Origin of the sequence: Sphingomonas aurantiaca (assembly GCF_003050705.1) — a bacterium.
In the GTDB taxonomy this organism is placed as follows: Bacteria; Pseudomonadota; Alphaproteobacteria; order Sphingomonadales; family Sphingomonadaceae; genus Sphingomonas; species Sphingomonas aurantiaca.
Window position 1 is genome coordinate 499,980 of the sequence record NZ_QAOG01000003.1, and the last position, 20,080, is coordinate 520,059.

Annotated in this window: 22 protein-coding genes and 1 pseudogene; 15 read left to right on the top strand and 8 right to left on the bottom strand. The window is 65.6% G+C overall.

What is annotated here, in order from left to right; translation table 11 throughout:
* The first annotated feature begins 33 nt into the window (after positions 1 to 33).
* The 3 genes from C8J26_RS11260 to tatC are packed head-to-tail and all read left to right on the top strand — an operon-like array spanning position 34 to position 1,671.
* The gene (locus C8J26_RS11260; protein ID WP_056416986.1) at positions 34 to 279 is read left to right on the top strand and encodes a Sec-independent protein translocase subunit TatA; all 246 of its coding nucleotides are present in this window, start codon (positions 34 to 36) and stop codon (positions 277 to 279) included.
* A gap of 38 nt (positions 280 to 317) precedes the next feature.
* Positions 318 to 833: a Sec-independent protein translocase protein TatB gene (tatB, locus tag C8J26_RS11265; protein WP_107958035.1), complete on the top strand. Its 516-nt coding sequence runs from the start codon at positions 318 to 320 to the stop codon at positions 831 to 833.
* 43 nt (positions 834 to 876) lie between these two features.
* Positions 877 to 1,671, top strand: a complete 795-nt coding sequence (tatC, locus tag C8J26_RS11270) for a twin-arginine translocase subunit TatC (RefSeq protein ID WP_107958037.1) — start codon at positions 877 to 879, stop codon at positions 1,669 to 1,671.
* A 63-nt stretch (positions 1,672 to 1,734) separates the two neighbouring features.
* Here the strand turns inward: tatC and C8J26_RS11275 are convergent, their stop codons facing one another.
* The 3 genes from C8J26_RS11275 to C8J26_RS21080 all read right to left on the bottom strand — a co-directional run bounded on the left by C8J26_RS11275 (position 1,735) and on the right by C8J26_RS21080 (position 3,968).
* Positions 1,735 to 1,869 carry an entericidin A/B family lipoprotein gene (locus tag C8J26_RS11275; protein ID WP_056055798.1) on the bottom strand — a complete coding sequence of 45 codons (135 nt, stop codon included), beginning with the start codon at positions 1,867 to 1,869 and terminating at the stop codon, positions 1,735 to 1,737.
* Positions 1,870 to 2,196: 327 nt separating this feature from the next.
* Positions 2,197 to 3,726 (bottom strand): sensor histidine kinase, encoded by a 1,530-nt coding sequence (locus C8J26_RS11280; protein WP_167398821.1) that lies wholly within the window; start codon positions 3,724 to 3,726, stop codon positions 2,197 to 2,199.
* Between the two features lie 107 nt (positions 3,727 to 3,833).
* The gene (locus tag C8J26_RS21080) at positions 3,834 to 3,968 is read right to left on the bottom strand and encodes a NepR family anti-sigma factor (RefSeq protein WP_279628943.1); all 135 of its coding nucleotides are present in this window, start codon (positions 3,966 to 3,968) and stop codon (positions 3,834 to 3,836) included.
* Positions 3,969 to 4,297: 329 nt separating this feature from the next.
* Here C8J26_RS21080 and C8J26_RS11285 point away from each other — a divergent pair, with 329 nt between their 5' ends.
* The 3 genes from C8J26_RS11285 (at position 4,298) to C8J26_RS11290 (ending at position 6,143) form a co-directional block, all read left to right on the top strand.
* Entirely contained in the window at positions 4,298 to 5,101 is an 804-nt protein-coding gene (locus C8J26_RS11285; RefSeq protein ID WP_056416999.1) for a response regulator, read from the top strand.
* 120 nt (positions 5,102 to 5,221) lie between these two features.
* Positions 5,222 to 5,359, top strand: coding sequence for a hypothetical protein (locus tag C8J26_RS20455; RefSeq protein WP_167398822.1), 138 nt, complete (start codon positions 5,222 to 5,224; stop codon positions 5,357 to 5,359).
* Positions 5,360 to 5,489: 130 nt separating this feature from the next.
* Positions 5,490 to 6,143: a sigma-70 family RNA polymerase sigma factor gene (locus C8J26_RS11290; RefSeq protein WP_056417352.1), complete on the top strand. Its 654-nt coding sequence runs from the start codon at positions 5,490 to 5,492 to the stop codon at positions 6,141 to 6,143.
* Between the two features lie 60 nt (positions 6,144 to 6,203).
* Here the strand turns inward: C8J26_RS11290 and C8J26_RS20460 are convergent, their stop codons facing one another.
* Positions 6,204 to 6,377, bottom strand: coding sequence for a hypothetical protein (locus C8J26_RS20460; protein ID WP_167398823.1), 174 nt, complete (start codon positions 6,375 to 6,377; stop codon positions 6,204 to 6,206).
* A gap of 85 nt (positions 6,378 to 6,462) precedes the next feature.
* On the opposite strand from C8J26_RS20460, the gene C8J26_RS11295 reads away from it, so the two are divergent.
* The 8 genes and pseudogenes from C8J26_RS11295 to C8J26_RS11325 all read left to right on the top strand — a co-directional run bounded on the left by C8J26_RS11295 (position 6,463) and on the right by C8J26_RS11325 (position 13,068).
* Positions 6,463 to 9,138 (top strand): [protein-PII] uridylyltransferase family protein, encoded by a 2,676-nt coding sequence (locus C8J26_RS11295; protein ID WP_244185260.1) that lies wholly within the window; start codon positions 6,463 to 6,465, stop codon positions 9,136 to 9,138.
* Positions 9,131 to 9,583, top strand: coding sequence for a peroxiredoxin (locus C8J26_RS11300; protein WP_107958041.1), 453 nt, complete (start codon positions 9,131 to 9,133; stop codon positions 9,581 to 9,583). The genes C8J26_RS11295 and C8J26_RS11300 overlap by 8 nt, the downstream gene beginning before the upstream one ends.
* Positions 9,584 to 9,600: 17 nt before the next feature.
* A complete protein-coding gene (locus tag C8J26_RS20465; protein ID WP_167398824.1) occupies positions 9,601 to 9,753 on the top strand; it encodes a hypothetical protein in 153 nt (50 codons plus the stop codon).
* 295 nt (positions 9,754 to 10,048) lie between these two features.
* Positions 10,049 to 10,642, top strand: a pseudogene (locus C8J26_RS11305) (M23 family metallopeptidase); the annotation flags it as partial.
* Between the two features lie 191 nt (positions 10,643 to 10,833).
* Positions 10,834 to 11,172, top strand: a complete 339-nt coding sequence (gene erpA, locus C8J26_RS11310) for an iron-sulfur cluster insertion protein ErpA (protein ID WP_056417012.1) — start codon at positions 10,834 to 10,836, stop codon at positions 11,170 to 11,172.
* 7 nt (positions 11,173 to 11,179) lie between these two features.
* The gene (gene xth, locus C8J26_RS11315; protein WP_107958043.1) at positions 11,180 to 11,950 is read left to right on the top strand and encodes an exodeoxyribonuclease III; all 771 of its coding nucleotides are present in this window, start codon (positions 11,180 to 11,182) and stop codon (positions 11,948 to 11,950) included.
* On the top strand, positions 11,947 to 12,741 hold the full coding sequence (locus C8J26_RS11320) for a transporter (RefSeq protein ID WP_107958215.1): 795 nt from the start codon (positions 11,947 to 11,949) through the stop codon (positions 12,739 to 12,741). Before xth ends, C8J26_RS11320 begins: the two co-directional genes overlap by 4 nt.
* Positions 12,742 to 13,068 (top strand): hypothetical protein, encoded by a 327-nt coding sequence (locus C8J26_RS11325; RefSeq protein ID WP_107958045.1) that lies wholly within the window; start codon positions 12,742 to 12,744, stop codon positions 13,066 to 13,068.
* 102 nt (positions 13,069 to 13,170) lie between these two features.
* On the opposite strand, the gene C8J26_RS11330 is transcribed toward C8J26_RS11325, so the two are convergent.
* A complete protein-coding gene (locus C8J26_RS11330; RefSeq protein WP_107958047.1) occupies positions 13,171 to 14,322 on the bottom strand; it encodes an N-acetyltransferase in 1,152 nt (383 codons plus the stop codon).
* Positions 14,323 to 14,498: 176 nt separating this feature from the next.
* Here C8J26_RS11330 and C8J26_RS11335 point away from each other — a divergent pair, with 176 nt between their 5' ends.
* Positions 14,499 to 15,602 (top strand): fatty acid desaturase family protein, encoded by a 1,104-nt coding sequence (locus C8J26_RS11335; RefSeq protein WP_107958217.1) that lies wholly within the window; start codon positions 14,499 to 14,501, stop codon positions 15,600 to 15,602.
* Between the two features lie 38 nt (positions 15,603 to 15,640).
* Here C8J26_RS11335 and lptG read toward each other — a convergent pair whose 3' ends face one another.
* The 3 genes from lptG to C8J26_RS11350 form a co-directional block, all read right to left on the bottom strand.
* The gene (gene lptG, locus C8J26_RS11340; RefSeq protein WP_056417025.1) at positions 15,641 to 16,741 is read right to left on the bottom strand and encodes an LPS export ABC transporter permease LptG; all 1,101 of its coding nucleotides are present in this window, start codon (positions 16,739 to 16,741) and stop codon (positions 15,641 to 15,643) included.
* Entirely contained in the window at positions 16,738 to 17,931 is a 1,194-nt protein-coding gene (lptF, locus tag C8J26_RS11345; protein ID WP_207223151.1) for an LPS export ABC transporter permease LptF, read from the bottom strand. Before lptF ends, lptG begins: the two co-directional genes overlap by 4 nt.
* 101 nt (positions 17,932 to 18,032) lie before the next feature.
* Positions 18,033 to 19,943, bottom strand: a complete 1,911-nt coding sequence (locus tag C8J26_RS11350) for an ATP-binding protein (protein ID WP_244185261.1) — start codon at positions 19,941 to 19,943, stop codon at positions 18,033 to 18,035.
* Positions 19,944 to 20,080 lie beyond the last annotated feature (137 nt).

Below are 20,080 nucleotides of genomic sequence, written 5' to 3' on the forward strand. Positions count from 1 at the left end.
CTTAGATAGGGTTCAGTTTCCAGGAGAATTGCCATGGGCGGTTTTAGCCCGATTCACTTGCTTGTGCTCGCGGTCGTCGCGATCCTCCTTCTCGGCGGTGGCCGATTCTCGAACCTGATGGGCGACGTCGCCAAGGGCGTGAAGAACTTCAAGAAGGGCATGTCCGAGAACGACGACGAGACGCCGGCCAAGCCTTCGGCACGGATCGAAGCGCAGAAGTCGGCCGATCCCGCGTTCGACCGCGACGGCAATCGCGTCCGTGACGACCGTCCTGCCTGAAGCCGGCGGACTTGAAGACTTTAGATAGGCGCGGCTGAATGTTCGATATCGCGCCCTCCGAGTTTCTGCTCGTGGCTTTCGTCGCGTTGGTCGTGATCGGCCCGAAGGATCTGCCAAAGGCGATGCGCGTGGTCGGCTATTGGGTCGGCAAGGCGCGTGGCGTCGCGCGGCAGTTCCGTTCGGGTTTTGATTCGATGGTCCGCGAGGCCGAACTCGAGGAAATGGAAAAGCGCTGGGCGTCGGAAAACGAACGCATCATGCGTGAGCATCCGCAGACGGGCGCGGCCGTGGACACCACGCAGGTCGTGCATTCGCCAGAGACGGAGGAGCATCGCCGCGATTATCGCTCGATCGACGAGGTCGACGATCATACGAGCGAGCCGGTGTTGGTCGAGAAGCCTGTGGTCGCCCCGGCACCGACGCACGCATCGCCGGCGGCGGCGGAAACGTCCGTCGGCGATCGCGGTCCCGACCCGGTCGAGGCACCGGCGGCTGCCCCGGCAGCACCCCATCCCGACGACAAGACCGGCAAATCCGACGTAGCGTCATCGTGAGCGCTCCCCGCGTGATTGCCCCCCATAGCGCCGAAAGCACAGCATGAGCGAGATCGACGAAAGCCGGGCACCGTTGCTCGACCATCTGATCGAGCTGCGGCGGCGATTGCTCTATTGCATCGCCGCGCTGGTCGTGACGTTCGGGATCGCGATGTACTTTGCCGAAGATATCTTCGGCTTCCTCGTCCACCCGCTGCTTGCGGCGGGGCAGAACAAGGTCATCTATACCGAGATCTTCGAGGCGTTCTTCGTCCAGATCAAGGTCGCGTTCTTCGCCGCGATGATGCTGTCCTTCCCGGTGATCGCGAACCAGCTTTGGCAGTTCGTCGCGCCCGGTTTGTACAAGAAGGAGAAGCGCGCGCTCCTGCCGTTCATCCTCGCAACGCCGGTGCTGTTCCTGACCGGCGCGGCAATGGCCTATTACGTCGCGATCCCGATGGCGCTGCACTTCCTGCTCGGGTTCGACGGGATGGTCGGCGGCATCCACCGCGAGGCGCTGCCAGGGATTGGCAATTATCTGTCGTTCACGATGCAGTTCCTGTTCGGCTTCGGCATATCGTTCCTGCTGCCCGTCCTGCTGATGCTGCTCGAGCGGGCCGGGATCGTCACGCGCAAGCAGCTGATCGGCGCGCGGCGCTATGCGATCGTCGCGGCGTTCGCGATTGCCGCGGTGCTGACGCCGCCCGATATCGGCTCGCAGCTGCTGCTCGCGATCCCGCTGGTGATCCTGTACGAGCTCGCCCTGATCGGGATCTGGTTCACCGAACGCAGCCGCGCCAAGGCCAAGGCCGATGAGGGTGACGGCGAGAGCGACTCCACCGACCTCGTCGAACGCTGATACGAAAACGGGGTCCGGTGCGCGTGCACCGGACCCCGTGTCCTTACCAATAGCGCAAATGGCTTACTTGGCGTTATCCGCGGTCTTGGCGACAGTCTTGCCTGCCGAAGCCACGTCCTTGCCTGCACCCTCGACCGTGTTGCATGCCGACACCATCAGAGCGCTGGCCACAATCGCCAGACCAACCAACTTACGCATGATAATTCCTCCTAGAAAAGGCACGAATGCCACCGGGGGTGAAATGATCGGGATAGCAGTTCGTTCCTGACAAACCGCCACAATTTCCGGTGGCTGCGGCGCAGGGCGCCCGGCAATGCCAACGAAACGATAAAGGCCCAGACGTATCACCGGGGGGGGGAAGGGTGATGCGTCTGGGCCTATGACTTGGACAGCGAGAGCGGGGGGGCATAAAGTCGCTGTCCGAAACATCCAACGGCGATCGCGTCAAAGTGTTCCGGGGTTCCGATGATCATTTGAAAAAAACTAGAGTCAAACAAACAGTAACTGTAATTCGCCTGCTCTAGATCAATCGCGACCCTTGATGGCAAATGCGATCTCGTACGCCCCGACTAGCGGATCGTGATGCAGCGGCGAGCGCAACTGGCGTGACAGGCCCTCCATGACGCGGCCATACCGCGTTGCCGCTTCGCGCAGGGCGTCGCTCTCGACCAGCGCGCGTGAGACGACGCGCAACAGCGCGCGGTCGGGCGTGTCGGCGGGCTTCACCACGATCCGGATCTGCGCCGCGGGGTCGCACGACATCGCCAGCTCGATCGTCTCGGTCGCAAGGAACGCGATCGCCACGGCGACGTCCTGGTTGACCAGATACGGGTCGATATCGAGCGTTATGCCAAGTCCGTGCGAGCGATCCGATGCGGTCGCGCGAATGTTCGCGGACAATTCGCCGATCATCGTCCGCAGGTTGAGCCCGCGATTTTCCTCCAGCTCGGCGAAATGGTTGCGATGGACCACCGCGAGCGCGTCGACGCGGCGCTGGATCGACGCATAGGCCGCGGTCGCGTCCGCGCTTGGTGCGCTGCGCGCGTGAAAATTGATGAGGCTGGAGATGACCTGCAGGTTGTTCTTCACCCGGTGATGGACTTCGCGGGTGAGCTTGGTCTGGCGGACCAGCCCTTCGGCCAGCCCGGCTTCGTGGAGCGCAACGGTCTGGCTGATCGCCTGGAAGGTCTCGCCGAGATCGCGAATCTCCTGCGCAGGCAGCGTACGGACCGCGCCGAGATCGAGCGCCTCGCCGGGCGTGAACGCGGCGACCGCACCGCGCAGGCGACGCAGAGGACGGATCAGCAGGCGGTCGACCACGAACCACGCGATGCTCGCCGCAGCGATCCACATCAGCAGCGGGAGCAGCATCGCGACCACGAGCGACGAGGTTACCGGTGCGCTGCGAATGCTCGTGCGCAGACCGATCCCGGCGACGCCGAGATCGGTGCGCATCGTCTCCATGCGATCGAGCGGGCGTTCGTCGGGGATCGTCTCGAGCGTCAGCGCGTCCTCGTCGAGCACCAATGCGCTGCTGAACGTCAGCGCGCGGCTGGAGGGGCGACCGATGTTGCGGAGAAAGGACTGAGGGAAATAGGCGCGGGCAAAGGTGTCGCCGCTCGGCCCCGAGATTGCGAGCACGAGGCCGCGATGCGGGATGATGTCCGCGGTGATCGGCATGTCCACCTGGCGGAACGCCGCGGACATGGGGATCGGCGTACCGCAGAGGACGGCGCCTTCGCGGTCGGTGATCACGAACCGCGTGCCCGCGGAGGATTGTTGCGCGAACACGCCTTGCGCGCGTGCGCAACTCGGCGCGTCGGCAGGATCGTTGCCCAAAGCGTTTACCGCCACGCGAAGCGCGGTCATGTCGCCGACGAGTTCGATCGCGATCGCGCGTGCGCTTTCGTTAGCGGTCACGCGCAGGCGCGCACGCGCCTCGGTATCGGCAAGCCGGGTCGTCTGGAATGTCGCGAAGACGGCGATCAACGCCAGCGGCAGCAGGGCTGCGCTCAGGATCAGGAACAGCTTGGCGCCGGTGGGCAGCCGTCCCATCGCCGAGATCAGGCGTGGCTCGGCAGATCCGACGGGGGTGCCGTCGGCGTCTGTCGCGGGGATCGGGACGGGTTCTTGAGTGTGCGACGAGGCCATCCGGCCCGCGCTCAGTCGAGCTTGCCGAGGAGGTCGAGCAGATCGTCCGGAATCGCCTCATCGACGGTCTTCTGATAAACCGAGCGAAGAGCCGAGCCCATTTGCTGATCCTTGTCCGGCACCTTGGCGGACTTGGAGGCAGGCACCGTCTTTTCCGTGTCGTGGCCCAAACTCAAAACTTCCCCCTGCACGACGCAACGCTGATCATCTGGTATACCATGTCACAAATAGGCGAAATCCTCGCCTGTCCAGACAAAGGTCTGACTGGTTGCGGATTCGCCAATGATGTCGGTGAAACCAAACTCGCTCTCGTTAGTTCCATGTACAAGCGAAAATCGAACCTTCGTACTCCGACGACGCGCGCAACCCGCCGGCGCAGCGGGTGCGGGGGTGCTTTTTCGGCTACCGCCATTGCAATGACGCGAGCCACCCGACACATGAGGGGCCGCGTAGGATCAGGGAGTATTCGTTACCCATGTCGCTTGGACAGCAACTCGCACCGCATCTTCCCTTCTTGCGGCGCTACGGCCGGGCCCTGACCGGCAGTCAGATGCACGGTGACAAATATGTGCGCGCGACGCTCGAGGCGATCGTAGCCGCACCGGAAGAATTTCCGCGCGACGTCGATCCCCGGCTCGGTCTGTACCGCATGTTCCAGGTCATCTGGAACTCGGCCAATTTCGACGAGGTCGCCGACGAGAGTGTTCAGGAGTCGGGCGGTCACGAGGCGGTTGCCCGTGCGCGTCTCGCCCGTATGACGCCGCTGTCGCGCCAGGCGCTGCTGCTGACCGCAATGGAAGGCTTCACGCCTGAGGACGCCGCCTATCTGATCGAGGTGGACTCGAGCGAAGTCGACGATTTGGTCGCCGAGGCACTATCGGAAATCGAAAGCCAGACGCGCGCAAAGGTCCTCATCATCGAGGACGAGCCGATCATCGCGATGGATATCGAGACGATCGTTCGCGACCTGGGTCATGACGTTACCGGCGTTGCCGTCACGCGCGACGAGGCAGTCGCGCTGGCGATGGAAACGCGCCCGGGCCTCGTGCTCGCCGATATCCAGCTTGCCGACGACAGCTCGGGTATCGACGCGGTCAAGGACATCCTTGCCGAGTTCGAGGTCCCGGTGATCTTCATCACCGCGTTCCCCGAGCGCCTACTGACCGGCGAGCGCCCCGAGCCGACGTTCCTGATCACCAAGCCGTTCCAGCGGTCCACGGTGAAGGCCGCGATCAGCCAGGCGCTGTTCTTCGATCAGGCGACCGTTCCCGTCGTCTGATCGCAGCGCGGCTTGCCTCGCGAAACCAATGGGTTGATCGCGCGGCCATAACACTGCATCTTGGGTTCGCTTCCGTAAATGGTTGCGGACCCAAAACGGTTTTCGGGGGTTTAACTCGACATGGCTGACCCGAACGAACGTATTCATATCTCGACCGAAGAGGCCCGCGCAGGTTCGACGCCGCACATGACGCGATACATTCTCGTCATCTCGCTCGTGCTGATCATCGCGATTTTGGGCTTTCTTATTATACGCTGACATAAGTTAAGCGCCGGCGTATAGGTTCGGCGTCGCGAGTGCTTATGTTCGCCCACACAAGGCGACGCGTGATCGAGGCCATGCCTGACGGTATGTCGTCGAGATCATGATCGAAACTGACAGGATTTTCATGGTTCAGCCTGCTCCCCATACCGATGGCGAGGACGATATCGACGAAGTCGTCGCACCGGTGGAGCATGTCTCGCTGTCCGACGCCGAGTTCAAGGTCCAGCTGGCGCAGGTCATCCCGCATCTGCGTGCGTTCGGGCGCTCGCTCTCCGGTAGCCGCGATCTTGCCGACGATCTGGTGCAGGAGACGTTGCTGAAGGCCTGGGCGGCGCGGTTGCGCTTCCAGGCAGGCACGAACATGCGCGCATGGACCTTCATCATCCTGCGCAACCTGTATCTCTCGCAGATGCGCCGTGCGCGCTTCAAGGGCGAATGGGACGATCTCGTCGCCGATCGCATTCTCGCCGCACCGGCGAGCCAGGATCGTCATGTCGAGCTCGGTGATATGCAGCGTGCGCTGATGCACCTGCCGCAGCCGCAGCGCGAGGCGCTAATCCTCGTCGGGGCAGGCGGCTTCGCCTATGAAGAGGCAGCCGAGATCTGCAACGTGGCGGTCGGCACGATCAAGAGCCGTGTCGCGCGTGGTCGTGTCGCGCTCGAGACTATCCTTACGGATGGGTCACTGCCGTCGCGTCGTGATCATGAGACGGATACGAGCAAGACGGCGCTTGATTCGATTATGGGTGACGTCGAGCATCTGAGCCGCGGTCGCTGATCTGTTAGCGCAGCACTCGTCTCGCCGATTGGCTACAACTAGTGAGGTAACCGCGCGGTTCTAGTGCGCGACGCCGTCAAGCGAGCGCAGCAAGCGGTCGATATCCTGCGGCAAGCGCGCGCTCTGGCCGAAGGCGTCGCGCAGCGAATGGCCGATGACGTCGGTCGGACGAGGACGACCAACGACCTGTTGGCCGCCCGTGTCGGGTTTGATGGTGAGGAACGAGTACGTCATGCCGCTAATAACGAGCTCATGGCGAATTCGTTGCTTTCATATGTCAAGTAACACTTGACTGCGATACTATTCTGCAATGACCGGCATGAATACTGAACAGGCGATAAACAGCGCCGTGGATCGCGCCCGGCAATGGTCGCCCTTCCTGTCGATGATTCTCGATCGCGAGACCGCGCTGGCCTCGGCGTTGTCCGACGGGCAGCTCGATTTGACGCTGTCGAGCGCGACCCCCGACATGCCGGTTCCCAAGCGGCTGAGGCTCGAACGCCGCGCGATGGCGCTCAACGTCGCGATCGGCGACCTTGCGGGAATCCTCGATCTCACCGCGGTGACCGGCGCGCTGACGCGCTTTGCCGACTATGCGCTCGACACCGCGATCCGGACTGCGATCGATGAGCGGACGCCGGGCGCAGAACCGGTCGGCTTCACCGCGATCGCGCTCGGCAAACAGGGGAGCGGCGAGCTCAATTACTCGTCCGACATCGATCCGATCCTGCTGTTCGATCCGCTGACTCTGCCGCGCAAGCCGCGCGAAGAGCCCGAACAGGCCGCGGTGCGGATCGGCAAGCGTGTCGTCGAACTGCTCCAGGCGCGCGATGGCGACGGCTATGTACTGCGCGTCGACCTGCGGCTGCGGCCCTCGCCCGAAATCACGCCGATCGTCCTGCCGGTCGAGGCGGCGATCGGCTATTACGAGGCGCAGGCGCTGCCCTGGGAGCGCGCGGCGTTCATTCGCGCCCGCGCGGCTGCCGGCGACATCGCGTTCGGGCAGGGGTTTCTCGATGCGATCCGGCCGTTCGTGTGGCGGCGCACGCTCGATTTCGGCGCGATCCGCGAGATTCGCGGGATCTCCGCGCGTATCCGTGATCACCATCTGCAGGGCCAGGCCTTTGGCGCCGGCTACGACCTCAAGCGCGGGCGGGGCGGTATTCGCGAGGCGGAGTTCTTTGCGCAGATCCACCAACTGATCCATGGCGGTCGTGATCCGACGGTCCGAGCGCCCGCGACGCGCGACGCACTTGCCCGGCTGGCGGAGGCGGGGTGGATCGGCGGCGACGAAGCGCGTGCGCTGACCGATGGCTACACGCTGTTGCGGACGATCGAGCACCGGGTCCAGATGATCGACGACCGGCAGACGCATGCGCTGCCGACAGGCGACGCGCTCGACCGCGTGGCGAAGCTGCACGGCGTGGAGGATGCGGGCGCGTTGCTCGCGCTGCTGGCGCCGCGGGTGGCGGCGACAGGGCGGATCTACGATGCGCTCGACGACACAGTCCGGCCCGCCTTCTCGCATGATCCGGTGACGCTGGAGGCGGATCTCGCCGCTGCGGGGTTCGATGCGCCCGAGCCTGCGCGGCAACGGATCGAGGCGTGGCGCGCCGGCGCCTATCCTGCCCTGCGCAGTCCCGCTGCCCGCGAGGCGCTGGAGGCGGTGCTGCCGACGCTGGTGACAGCCTTTGCCACCGCGCCCGTTCCGCAATCGGCGCTGCTGCGGCTCGATGCGTTGCTCGAACGTCTGCCCAGCGCGATCAACATCTTCCGCCTGCTCGAAGCGCGGCCGGGACTAGCGACCTTGCTCGCCGCGATTCTCAGCCATGCGCCGACGCTCGCCGATGATCTGGGGCGCCGCCCGACGTTGCTCGACGGGCTGATCGATGCGACCGCATTCGCGCCGGTCGGCGATATCGCGGCGCTGGAGACCGCAATGCGTGCGGACGATGCGGGCAGCGATTACCAGGCGCGGCTTGATCACGTGCGCCGGGTTGTCGGCGAGTTGCGGTTCGCTCTCGGGGCACAGATTGTGGCGGGCGCCTCCGATCCGCTGCACGTCGCGGCCGGCTATGCGCGCGTCGCGGAGGCGGCGATCGGCGTGCTCGCGGGCGCTACGATTGCTGAATTCGCCAAGGCGCACGGGACGGTGCCGGGCAGCGAACTCGTCATCCTGGCGCTTGGCCGGATGGGCGGCGCGATGCTCACGCACGCGTCCGACCTGGATCTCATCTATCTGTTTACGGGCGATTTCGCCGCGGAATCGGATGGTCCCAAACCGCTCGGCGCGACGCTCTATTACAACCGCCTCGCGCAGCGCGTGACCGCCGCGCTGTCGGTCGCGACCGCGGCAGGCCCGCTTTATCAGATTGACACGCGGCTGCGGCCGTCGGGCGGGCAGGGGCCGCTCGTCGTGACGCTCGACAGCTTTGCGCGCTACCAGCGCGACGATGCGTGGACGTGGGAGCATATGGCGCTCACCCGCGCGCGTCCGGTGTTCGGATCGACCGGTGCGCGGGACGCGGTGGCTGCGATCATCCGCGGCGTGCTTGAAGGGGAGCGGCCGGTGCGGGACGTGGTCGCCGATGCCAGGTCGATGCGCGCCGAGATGGCCGCGCACAAGGCGCCCGCGGGACCGCTCGATGCCAAGCTGCTTCCGGGCGGCCTGGTCGATCTCGAATTTGCGGTGCACGTCGTCCAGCTTGTGAACCGGACCGGGTTCGACCCAAATCTGGGGGCTGCGATCGATCGTCTGGTCGAGCAGGGGCTGGCCCCGCCTGCACTACGTGCCGCGCATGACGTGCTGACCCGCCTTTTGGTCACGCTGCGGCTGGTCGCGCCCGATGCGACGCCGCCGGGCCATGCGACCGAAGCGTTGATCGCGCGCGCGATTGGCGTGGCGGATTGGGCGGCGGTTATTGCCACGCTCGGATCGACCCGGCAGGAGGTTCGCGGTTTCTGGATGCAGGCGACGGGAGAGCAGGATGGATGAAGGGTCGACGATACCCGACGTGACGGTGACGATCGACGATGCGGCCTTGTCGCTGGCGACGCTTGGCCGGCCGTTGGTGGTGTATTTCTATCCGAAGGACGACACTGCGGGCTGCACGACTGAGGCGAAGGACTTTTCCGCGCTGGCCGATGCGTTCGGGGCCGCGGGCGTGACGGTCGTCGGAATCTCGAAGGATACGCCCGCGTCGCATGCGAAGTTCACCGCCAAGCATGGCCTTTCCGTACGCTTGGGCAGCGATGTCGAGGGCGCCGCGTGCGAGGCGTTCGGCGTCTGGGTCGAGAAGGCGATGTACGGCCGCAAATATATGGGGATCGAGCGCGCGACCTTCCTGTTCGGCACCGACGGGACGCTGGTAAAGGCGTGGCGCAAGGTTCGCGTTACCGGCCATGCGGAGGCGGTTCTGGCAGCCGCAAAGGCACTCTGAAGACTAGGTAGTAACACGTGGAGATTCGCCGACATTTCGCGCCGAAGATCCGCGGTCTCATCCTGTTCCACAGCGATCGTATCGATTCGCTTCAACTCGCCGCAACAACCTGCCGCTCCGCCGCGCGGATGGCGCAATGCTATTGCTCGGGGCAGTGGGATCCGGCCTAACCCACAATGTCTGGTGCGCGGAGGGGCTGCGAGTCAGGAGAGAGTTTCGGAGCCGTCCGCTTCAAGAGCGAACGGCCCTGCATTTTTTTGTCGGGGACCAATGGTCGATTTTACCGGTGCAGCGATCGTGACCCGTCTCAAGGGCGTGATCGTGGTGTATAAGGCGTTTACGGGTCGCCGGTTGGCAATGGCCGCGACGGTGATGGGTCTGGCCGCTTTCGGCGCCACGGCCGAGGCGCAGGTCGCGCCGCACGCCACCGCGGAAAAGCTCGCGTACCGCACGGTCGAGACGGGCAAGGGTGGCCCGATGATCGCCGCCAACACCGAAGAGGCGAGCGCCGATCTGCGCGCCGATGCGCAGTTCCGCACCTTGTTCCAGACCTGGAAGAAGCTTGACGCCACGCAGCAGGGCGTGATCGCGATCCCGTCGGTGCAGCCGGTTCACTCGCTCTCGTTCACCAGCAATTTCGGCATTCGCTCGGATCCGTTCCGCGGCACCGCGGCGATGCATGCCGGCGTCGACATTCCCGGCCCGATCGGCACGCCGATCTACGCGACCGCCGACGGCGTCGTGGCGCATGCGGGTCGCCAGGGCGGCTATGGCAACATGGTCGAGCTGAGCCACGGCAAGGGCATCGCCACCCGTTACGGCCATCTCTCGAAGATCCTGGTCGCCGACAATACGCGCGTCACCCGCGGGCAATTGATCGCATTGATGGGCTCGACCGGCCGCTCGACCGGTTCGCATCTTCACTACGAAGTCCGCATCGACGGCCACGCCGTCAACCCGATCCCGTTCCTGACGACCGCGGATTACCTGCTCGCGGCACAGGATCGCTCGGTCAACGCGATCCCGGTCTCGACCGGCGGCCCCGCCGCGCAGGACTGATACGGGCACAAGCCCAGCCAATCACCCCAAGCCCGACCCGTCATCCCAGCGAAAGCTGGGATTTCCCTCCACGGGGACGGACCGTCAGTAAAAGATAACGGCGCCCTAGCAGTCGCCCCGGCGAGCCAGCCCTCCGCCCCACGGGCAAGCCCAAGGTTGCCGCGGATAGCGCAACCTCCTATCTCCAGCCCATGGCAACGCTGGCTCCCGACATCATCCTCACCCCCTCCGCCGCGGCGCGCGTCGCCGCGATCGCCGTCAAGCAGGGGAAGCCGGCGATCCTCCGGCTGTCCGTCGACGGCGGCGGCTGTTCGGGGTTCCAGTATAAATTCGGGTTCGCCGATGCGGTGGAACCGGACGACGTGATCGCCGAGCATGACGGCGTAAAGCTGGTCGTCGACAGCGTGAGCATCGACCTAGTCCGTGGGTGCGCGGTTGATTACGTCGAATCGCTCGCGGGTGCCGCGTTCAAGGTCGAGAACCCCAACGCCGCTTCGGGCTGCGGCTGCGGCTCCAGCTTCTCGGTCTGAGTTTTCCATGAAAATCGTCACGTACAACGTCAACGGCATCAAGGCGCGACTGCCGCGGCTGATCGAATATCTCGTCGAAGAGCAGCCCGACATCGTCTGCCTCCAGGAACTCAAATCGAGCGACGACACCTTCCCGATCGCCGATATCGAGGCGGTCGGCTATGGTGCGGTCTGGCATGGGCAGAAGGCGTGGAACGGCGTCGCGATCCTCGCGAAGGGACGCACGCCCGACGTCCGCCAGCGCGGTCTCGACGGCGAGCCCGAGGACGAGCACAGCCGCTATATCGAGGCGGAGGTCGACGGCCTGATCGTCGCCGCACTCTATCTGCCCAACGGCAACCCGCAGCCGGGGCCCAAATTCGATTATAAACTGCGCTGGATGGACCGCCTGGCCGCGCGGGCGCGCGTGCTGCTGGCCGAGGAAGTGCCGGCGATCCTCGCAGGCGACTATAACGTCATCGCGAATGACGACGACACCTACTCGGTGCGCGCGATGCAGGACGATGCGCTGATGCAGCGCGAAAGCCGTGAGCATTATCGCGCGCTCGTGGCGCAGGGCTGGACCGATGCGCTGCGCACACAGTTTCCGAAGGGCGGCGTGTGGACGTTCTGGGACTATCAGGCAGGCGCGTGGCAGCGCGATGCAGGCTTCCGCATCGACCATCTGCTGCTCAGCCCGCAGGCTGCCGACCGGATGATCGATGCCGGCGTCGACAAGGCGTATCGCGGCCGCGAAAAGGCCAGCGACCATGCGCCGACTTGGGTCCGCTTGCGGTGAAGCGGGCGCTGATCGGCGTCGCGCTCGCCAGCTTGGGTCTCTCCGGTGCCGCCGCGGCACAGGAGCGTGAATATTGCCCCGACCGGCCGGGCATCGATACACCGGCGTGCACGATCGCACCGGGGCGCATCTCGGTCGAGACGTCGCTGGCCGACTGGACGCGTGACGACCAGCCCGGATCGCGCGAGGACAACATCCTGTTCGGCGACACGCTCGTCCGCGTCGGTGTCAGCGATACAATCGAAGCGCGGATCGGCTTCACGCCGTTCGGCCATGATCGAATGCGCGATTCGACGGGAGTCGAGTCGGTCGACGGGATCGGCGACGTTTCGCTGGGCATGAAGGCGAACCTCCTTCACCCCGACGGGTCGGACCTGTCGGTATCGGTCCTGCCGTTCGTGACGCTGCCGGTTGGGCAGTCCTCGATCGGTGCGGGTGATTGGGGGGCGGGGTTTCTCGTCCCCGTGACGTACGAACTGTCGGATTCGGTGTCGCTCGACCTGACGCCGGAGATCGATGCGGCGGTCGACGAGGACGGCAATGGCCGGCATTTCGCCTATAGCGCGACCGCCGGCCTGTCGGTGAAGGTTTCCAAGGCGTTCACGCTGACCGGCGAGCTGCAGGCGCTGCGTGACGATGACCCCGATCAGCATGCGACGCAGGGCGTGGCTGCGCTGTCGCTGGCATGGATGGCGAACGACGATCTGCAGTTCGACATACTGGGTGCGGCCGGGCTGACCGCCGATACGCCCGATGCCCGGCTCTATGCCGGTATATCGCGGCGGTTCTAGATGCTCGTCGGCCTGCTCCTGCTGCAAGCGGTAGCAGGGCCGCCGCTCCCGCCCGAACTGCGCAGGCGCAGGCCGCGTGCGACGATGCCGTGCCCGGTCCAGGCCGATCCCGATGGCGATATCGTCGTCTGCGCGCGGCCGACCGACCAGCGGCTCGCGACGCTGGCCGAGCCGGTCCAGCCTCCGCGTTCCGATCCGCTGTCGTTCCGGCTGCCAGGCGGGGGCAGGGGCAATGTCCACGCGATCCGTACCGAGTTGCCCGGTGCGTCCGGGCAGGGGGTAGCGGTGACGCTGAGGATTCCGTTCGGGAAGGGAACGCGGGAGTAGCCCGGGCATTCCCGCCGCCGGTCCCCGCCACCCTGTTCTCCCGCGAAGGCGGGAGCTCAGACTGGGTCCTCGCCTTCACGGGGAAACACTGTTGCGCGCGCTCTACAGCGTCCGTTCGTAAACCTGATAGACCTTATTCACCCGGCTCTCGATCGTCTCGGCGATCGATCGCATCCCCTGGTTGTCGTCGAGGATCCAGCCGATCTCCGCGCGCTCGGCACCGTAATGCTCGACCGAGGCGCGGCGGATATATTCGATCATCATGAAGGCGAGCTGGCTCGCCATCCGCGAGGCCTGCAAGTCCTTGACCACCCCCATCAGCGGCACGCGCACCGTCCGCACCTTGGGTTTGCGGAGCCACCACAACAGCTTAGCCCAGCCGAACGGGAACAGGCTGCCCTTCAACGGCTTGATCGCCTCGTTCAGATCGGGGAGCGTGATCATGAACGCGCAGGGCCGGCCGTCGACCTCGGCGATGCGGATCAGGTCGTTGAAGACGATCGGCTTCAGCTTGACGCCGACATCCTTGATCTCGGGCGGGGTGAGCGGCACGAAGCCCCAATTGTCCTTCCACGCATCGTTGAGGATCGACAGGATGATCGCCGCCTCCTCCTCGAACTTGGTCTTGTCGACGTTGCGGATGACGATGCGCGGGTTCTTCTCGCCCGATTTGATGATGCGCTGAACGATCGGCGGGAATTGGCGCGTGACGTCGACCTCATAGGTCATCAGCTGCTTGATCGGGCGATACTGCGCCCATTCGATCCAGCCGCGATATTCGCGCTTGGCGTGGCCCATCATGATCGTCGGCGGATGATCATAGCCGTCGATCAACAGCCCCGGCTCCTCCCAGATCGACATGCTGATCGGGCCGATCGCACGCGTCATGCCCTGGTCGCGCAGCCAGCCTTCCGCGCGCACGAGCAGCGCCTGGAAGATATCCTGGCGTTCGGCCTCCATCAGTCCCCATTGGCCGACGCCGGGGCCAAAGCCCTGCTCGGCGGGCATCGTCAGCGCGAGCGTGTCGATATGCGCGGAGATGCGACCGACCACGCGGCCATCCTCCTCGGCGAGGAACTGCTGCACCTTGGCGTGGCTGAACCAGCCATTCTTCTCTGGCGTGATCAGCCCGAGCGCCTCCGACTTCAGCGGCGGCACCCAATTGGGATCGTCGGCATACAGGCGGAACGGCAGATCGATGAAGATCTTGCGATCCTTCAGCGTCTCGACCGGTCGAATGTTGATGTTAGCCATGTGTCGTTCCCGATTACGCAGTCGAGCGTGTCTAGCCAGCACGGCGGATAAAGGCGAGAGTGACATGGGTCATCGTAAAATCCTGTCAGGGTGATCGTGTTTCCTTGGAGCGGCGGCAGCGGCACGGCCTGTAAATGCCACGCTGTGGCCACTATCTTCGGGCAATGGATATGCCCATGGACACCTCGCTCAGCCTCGCTCGCGGCACGGCCGCTCCCGTTCCAGCCACACCCGTCGCCGGTGCCGGGGTGGTGCGTATCGCCGACGACAAGGCGATGCTGCGCGCGGCCGCGGATCTGACGCGCGATCTCGTGAAGCCGCGGCCGTCGGTCTATTGGGGCGACCTGATCGCGTCGGTCGCGCTCGGCTATGGCGCTCTGGTGGTGGCGGCGACGAGCGGTTCGACCGCGGTCGTGGTGGTCGCCGCGATCGTGTCGGTGCTTGGGCTGTACCGCGGGTTGAGCTTCATCCATGAAGTCAGCCACATGAAGCACGCGTCGGTGCCCAACTTCCGGCTGGGCTGGAACATCCTCGTCGGCGTCCCGATGATGACGCCGTCGTTCATGTATGAGGGCGTCCACAACCTGCATCACGCCAAGACCCGCTATGGCACGGTCGAGGATCCCGAATATCTGCCGCTCGCGCTGATGAAGCCGTGGACGTTGCCGCTGTTCATTGTTGTTTCCGCGCTGGCACCGATCGCGCTGCTGATCCGGTTTTCGATCCTGTCGCCGCTCTCGCTGCTGTCGCCCAAGCTGCGGACGATGGTCGTCGAGCGCTATTCGGCGCTGGCGATCAACCCGCAATTCCGTCGTCGTGCGCCGGAGGGCGAGGCGAAGGCCTATTGGAACCGCCTCGAAGTTGCAGCGAGCCTGTGGGCGATCACGCTGATCGGGATCACCGTGGCGGGTGTACTGCCGCTGCGTGCGTTCCTGACGATCCTTGGCGTGGCATCGGCGTTTGCGGTGCTCAACCAGGTCCGCACGCTGGTCGCGCATCTGTGGGAGAATGACGGCGAGCCGATGACGGTGACCGCGCAGTATCTCGACACGGTCAACGTGCCGCCGCCGGCGCTGCTGCCGGCGCTGTGGGCGCCGGTGGGCCTGCGCTATCACGCGCTGCACCACCTGTTGCCGGGGCTGCCCTATCACGCGTTGGGCGAGGCGCATCGCCGGATCTCGGCGGAACTGGATGCGATGTCGCCTTATCACAAGGCGAGCTATCCGGGGTTGCCGGGGCTGGTCAGCAAGATCGCGCGCAGCACGATGGTCCGCCGCTGAGATTGGCCTCCCGCTGCGGCGGGAGGCCAACCGCCGGATTATTCCTCGGAGCGGATCAGCACCGCTTCGCCGATCAGGAAGAACAGCAGGAACGGCGCCCAGGCGGCGAGGAACGGCGGGTAGGCGCCGAGATTGCCCATCGCCAGCGCGAAATTGTCCGCGACGAAAAACGCGAAGCCCAGCGCCATGCCGATCACCGCGCGCACGAACAGCTTGCCCGAGCGCGCGATACCGAAGGCCGCGACCGCGCCGAGGAGCGGCATCAACACCGACGACAACGGCCCCGACAGCTTGTGCCACAGTGACCCCTCGAGCGCCTTGGTGGGGCGGCCTGCGTCGGACAGGTCGGCGATCGCGGCCTTGAGCGCGCCGAACGACAGCCCGTCCGCATCGACGCTCGCCAGCGTGAACTGATCGGGTCGAACATCCTTGCCGATCACCACGGAGCCGAGCTTGGTATCGGTGCCGCGTGCGACGTCGAACCGGGTCGCAGGGCCGACCAGCCAGCCACCGGCAGGGGCGCGCTTGCCATGATCGGCTCGCAGGATCGCGACGAGGTTACCGCCGGTCCGATCGTACAGCGTGATCCCGCCAAGCCGCGTCGCATCGCCGCGGCCGCGGATCTGCGCCACCTCGATCAGGTCGTCGCCGTCGCGGACCCACACATTGGCGCGGTCGCCGCGGTCGATCGGCAGCTTGCCGTAATTCACCTTCTGCCACTGGTTGAGCGTCGCGGTCGCGCGCGCCACCACCCGGTCGTTGAAGACGAAGCTGATCACCGCGACGCCGAGGCTGGCGACCAGCAGCGGCGCCAGCACCTGGTGCGCGGACAGGCCCGAGCCCTTCAGCGCGACGATCTCGCTGTTCTGGTTCATCGTGATCAGCGTCAGGATCGTGCCGAGCAGCACCGAGAAGGGCAGGAAGCGCGAGACGATCTGCGGCACGCGCAGCGACACATATTGCCAAACCTGCGCATCGCCATTGCCGGGAAAGGCGAGGATGTCGCCCGACTCGCTCAACAGGTCGAGCGCCTGGAGGACGAGCACAAGCGCGGCCAGCACGGCGAACGTCCGCAACAGGAACATCCGGCCCATGTAGATCGCGACCGTGCGCGACGGGAAGAAGCTGACGGTTTTCATGCGGCCTTGCTCTTGCGGAAGCCCGGAATGCGTTTCGTGATGGCCTTGAACGTCTTCGAGAAGACGCGTTCTAGCGCACCGATCGGCTGGCCGCCGGGGACATAGGCGATCGTGTAGTACATCCACAGGATCAACCCGGCGAAGATCGTGAACGGCACCCACAATGCGACGATCGGATCGATCCGGCCGAGCTCGCCGACATCGGCGGCGTATTGGTTCACCTTGTGATAGGTGACGATCATCACGATCGACAGGAACACACCTAGCGCGGACGAGGATCGCTTGGGCGGTACGCCGAGCGCGAGCGCCAGCAGCGGCAACAGGAACATCGTCGCGACCTCCGCCAGGCGGAAATGGAATTCGGAGCGGCTGCCGTCGCGCTGCTCCAGCGTCGCACCGCGCTGGCCCTGCTTGGCGAGTTCGGGCAGCGTATATTCGAGATTGCGCCCGCCGCGGACCCGGAAGCTCTCGAACTTGGGCAGGTTGATCGGCAGATCGTGGCTGGTGAAGGTCAGCACGCGCGGCGTCTTGAATTCGGGCCGGTTGTGGACGAGCGTGCCGTTGGCAAGCCGGAAGATGATGACGTTGGGATCGTCGGTCGCGAGGAACTTGCCCTTCTCCGCGGTTACCCCCAGCCAGTCGCCATTCTGGCTCTGCGCATGGACGAAGATGCCCGACAGCTCGCGGCCCTTGTCCTTGCTCTCCTCGATCCGCAGCGTCATCTTGCTGCCCAGATTGGTGAACTCGCCGACCTTGATCGACGCGCCGAGCGCGCCCGTGCGCAGTTCGAACCGCAGCCCTTCGTAATAATAGCGCGCGATCGGCTGGACATAGCCGACAATCGCGAGGTTCAGCAGCGCCAGTGCGATCGTGTACATATAGGGCACGCGTAGCAGCCGGTTGTAGCTCATGCCGACGCCGCGCAGCACGTCGAGCTCGGACGAGGTCGACAGCCGGCGGAACGCGAGCAGGATGCCGAGCATCAGCCCGATCGGAATGCCGAGCCCCAGATATTCGGGCAGCAGGTTGGCGAGCATCCGCCACACGACGCTGATCGGGCCGCCCTGCGTCGCGACGAAATTGAACAGCCCGAGCATGCGATCGAGCACGAACAGCATGACGGCGATCAGCAGCGTCGAAAACAGCGGCACCGCGATCAGCCGGGCCATGTAGCGGTCGATGGATTTCATGCGCGGATAGGGCTCGGTATGCTGGGTCGAAGGGGTATAGGGGCGCGCGGCCGAGGCGTCATCCCCAATCGCACCGCAATGGGTTGCACGTCGCCAAGCCCTTATTCCGCCGCGATCCGCTCGTGCTGCGCGGGGGAGGGGGCGCGTTCCGCTGCCAACGCCGCGATGACCGCGCGTTCAAGCCCGTTGAGCGTGAAGGGTTTGCGCAGCACGTCATGCCCGCCGAACTGCGCGACGTTCACCTCGCCCGCAAAGCCAGTGACGAACAGGACGGCGATATGCGGATAGAGCGGGCTGAGCGCTGCGATCATCTCGGGCCCCGTCTGCCGCGGCATCAGCACGTCGGAGATGATGAGCCCGATCGTCGGGTTCGCCGCGAGCAGCGCGGGCGCGGCGAGTGGATCGTCGCAGGCGATCGCCCGGTGGCCGATCTCCTCCAGCGCGCCGATCGTCGCGGTCAGCACGCGCGGATCGTCCTCGACGACGAGGATGTCGAGCATTGCCGCCGCCGGTACGACCGGTGCGACGGTGGTCGACACCGGAAGCACGGACGCGGGCAACGGCCCGGCCACGGCGTCGGCGGTCCGGGGGAGGTAGAGCGTGACCGCGGTGCCTTCGCCGGGCGTCGAGGCGATGGTGACCTCTCCCTCCAACTGCTGCACCAGCGCGAAGATCTGGCTGAGCCCGAGACCCGTGCCCTTGCCGACGTCCTTGGTGGTGAAGAACGGCTCGAACACGCGCTCGGCGATGTCGGGCGTCATCCCGCAGCCATCGTCGACGACACTGATCGTGACATATGCGCCCGCCGCGCACTGGCCGACCTGCCCCGCCGCCAGCGTTGCGGTGCCGGTGGCGATCGTCAGCGTGCCGCGGCCGTTCATCGCATCGCGCGCGTTGACCGCCAGGTTGAGCACCGCGTTCTCGAGCTGGACTCGATCGGCGCGCACGCATCCCCCCGGCGTCTCCGCGCGCGCGATCAGCGTGATCGCATCGCCTAGCGTGCGGTCGAGCAGGTCGGACATGCCCGCGACCAGAGCGGCGGCGTCGATCGATTCGGGCTTCAGCGAATCCTCGCGGCTGAAGGCGAGCAGGCGGCGGGTCAGCGCGGCCGCGCGGTTCGCGCCTTCGGTGGCGTTGTCGATGTGGCGGCGTGCGTCGGCATGATCGGCACCGATGCTCCGCCGCGCGAGTTCCAGCCCGCCCAGCACGACCGCCAGCATGTTGTTGAAGTCGTGCGCGATGCCGCCGGTCAGCTGGCCGACCGCCTCCATTTTCTGGATCTGGCGCAGCTTGGCCTCCTGCACGCGGAGTTCGGCGGTGGCGGCGGCGACCGCGGCAGTCAGCTCGGCGGCGCGCTCGCGTTCCAGCTCGGCGTCGGCCAGCGCGGTCGCGCGCTCGCCGACCGCGCGGATCGTGAACCAGCCAAGCAGGATCGCGCCGAGCACCAGCAGCACGCCGAACACCGCCAGCACGCCCGCAACCCGGCTCGACCGATCGACCGACCCCATCGCGCTCGCGGTCCGCTCGTCGAGCAGCGCGCGTTCGCGGGCGATCAGCGTGTCGAGCGTGGCGTTGATCTCGATGAGCGTCGGCGCCTTGCGCGCCTGGTAATAGCGCGCCAGCGCCTGGCCGTTCTTGCCGTAGCTCGTGCTCAGCGCGGTCAGCGACAGTTCGCGCCCGCGCGCATCATAGGCGGCGCGCAGCCGGTCGATCCGGGTCTGCTGCTCGGGATTGTCGCCGGTGATCCGGTCGAGACGGTCGATCTGCGATCCGGCAAGTACCCATTCGTCGAAATAGAGCTGGCCGAGCTGCTTGTCGCCGCTGATCACGTAGCGACCGAGCGACGCCTCCGACCGCGCGATCGTCCCCGACAGCGTCCGCGCGAGGATCATCACGTCATAGCTGTGCGCCTGCAGGTCGAGCGCCTGATCGCGCTGGCGGTTGGCGCTGCCGAGTGTCACGATCATCGCGACGAGCACCGCCGCGCCGAGCAGCCCCATCACGACGAGCATGACAGTCCGCCAGGTCGCTCCGCCCCCCAGGGCTGCGGTCTGGGCCTCGCTGCGTATCACCATCCCATCCTAGCGAGTCGTTGCCCCTGCGCAATGATGTCAATTTTAACGCAGCCGGCCTGTCCGATCCTTCCCCC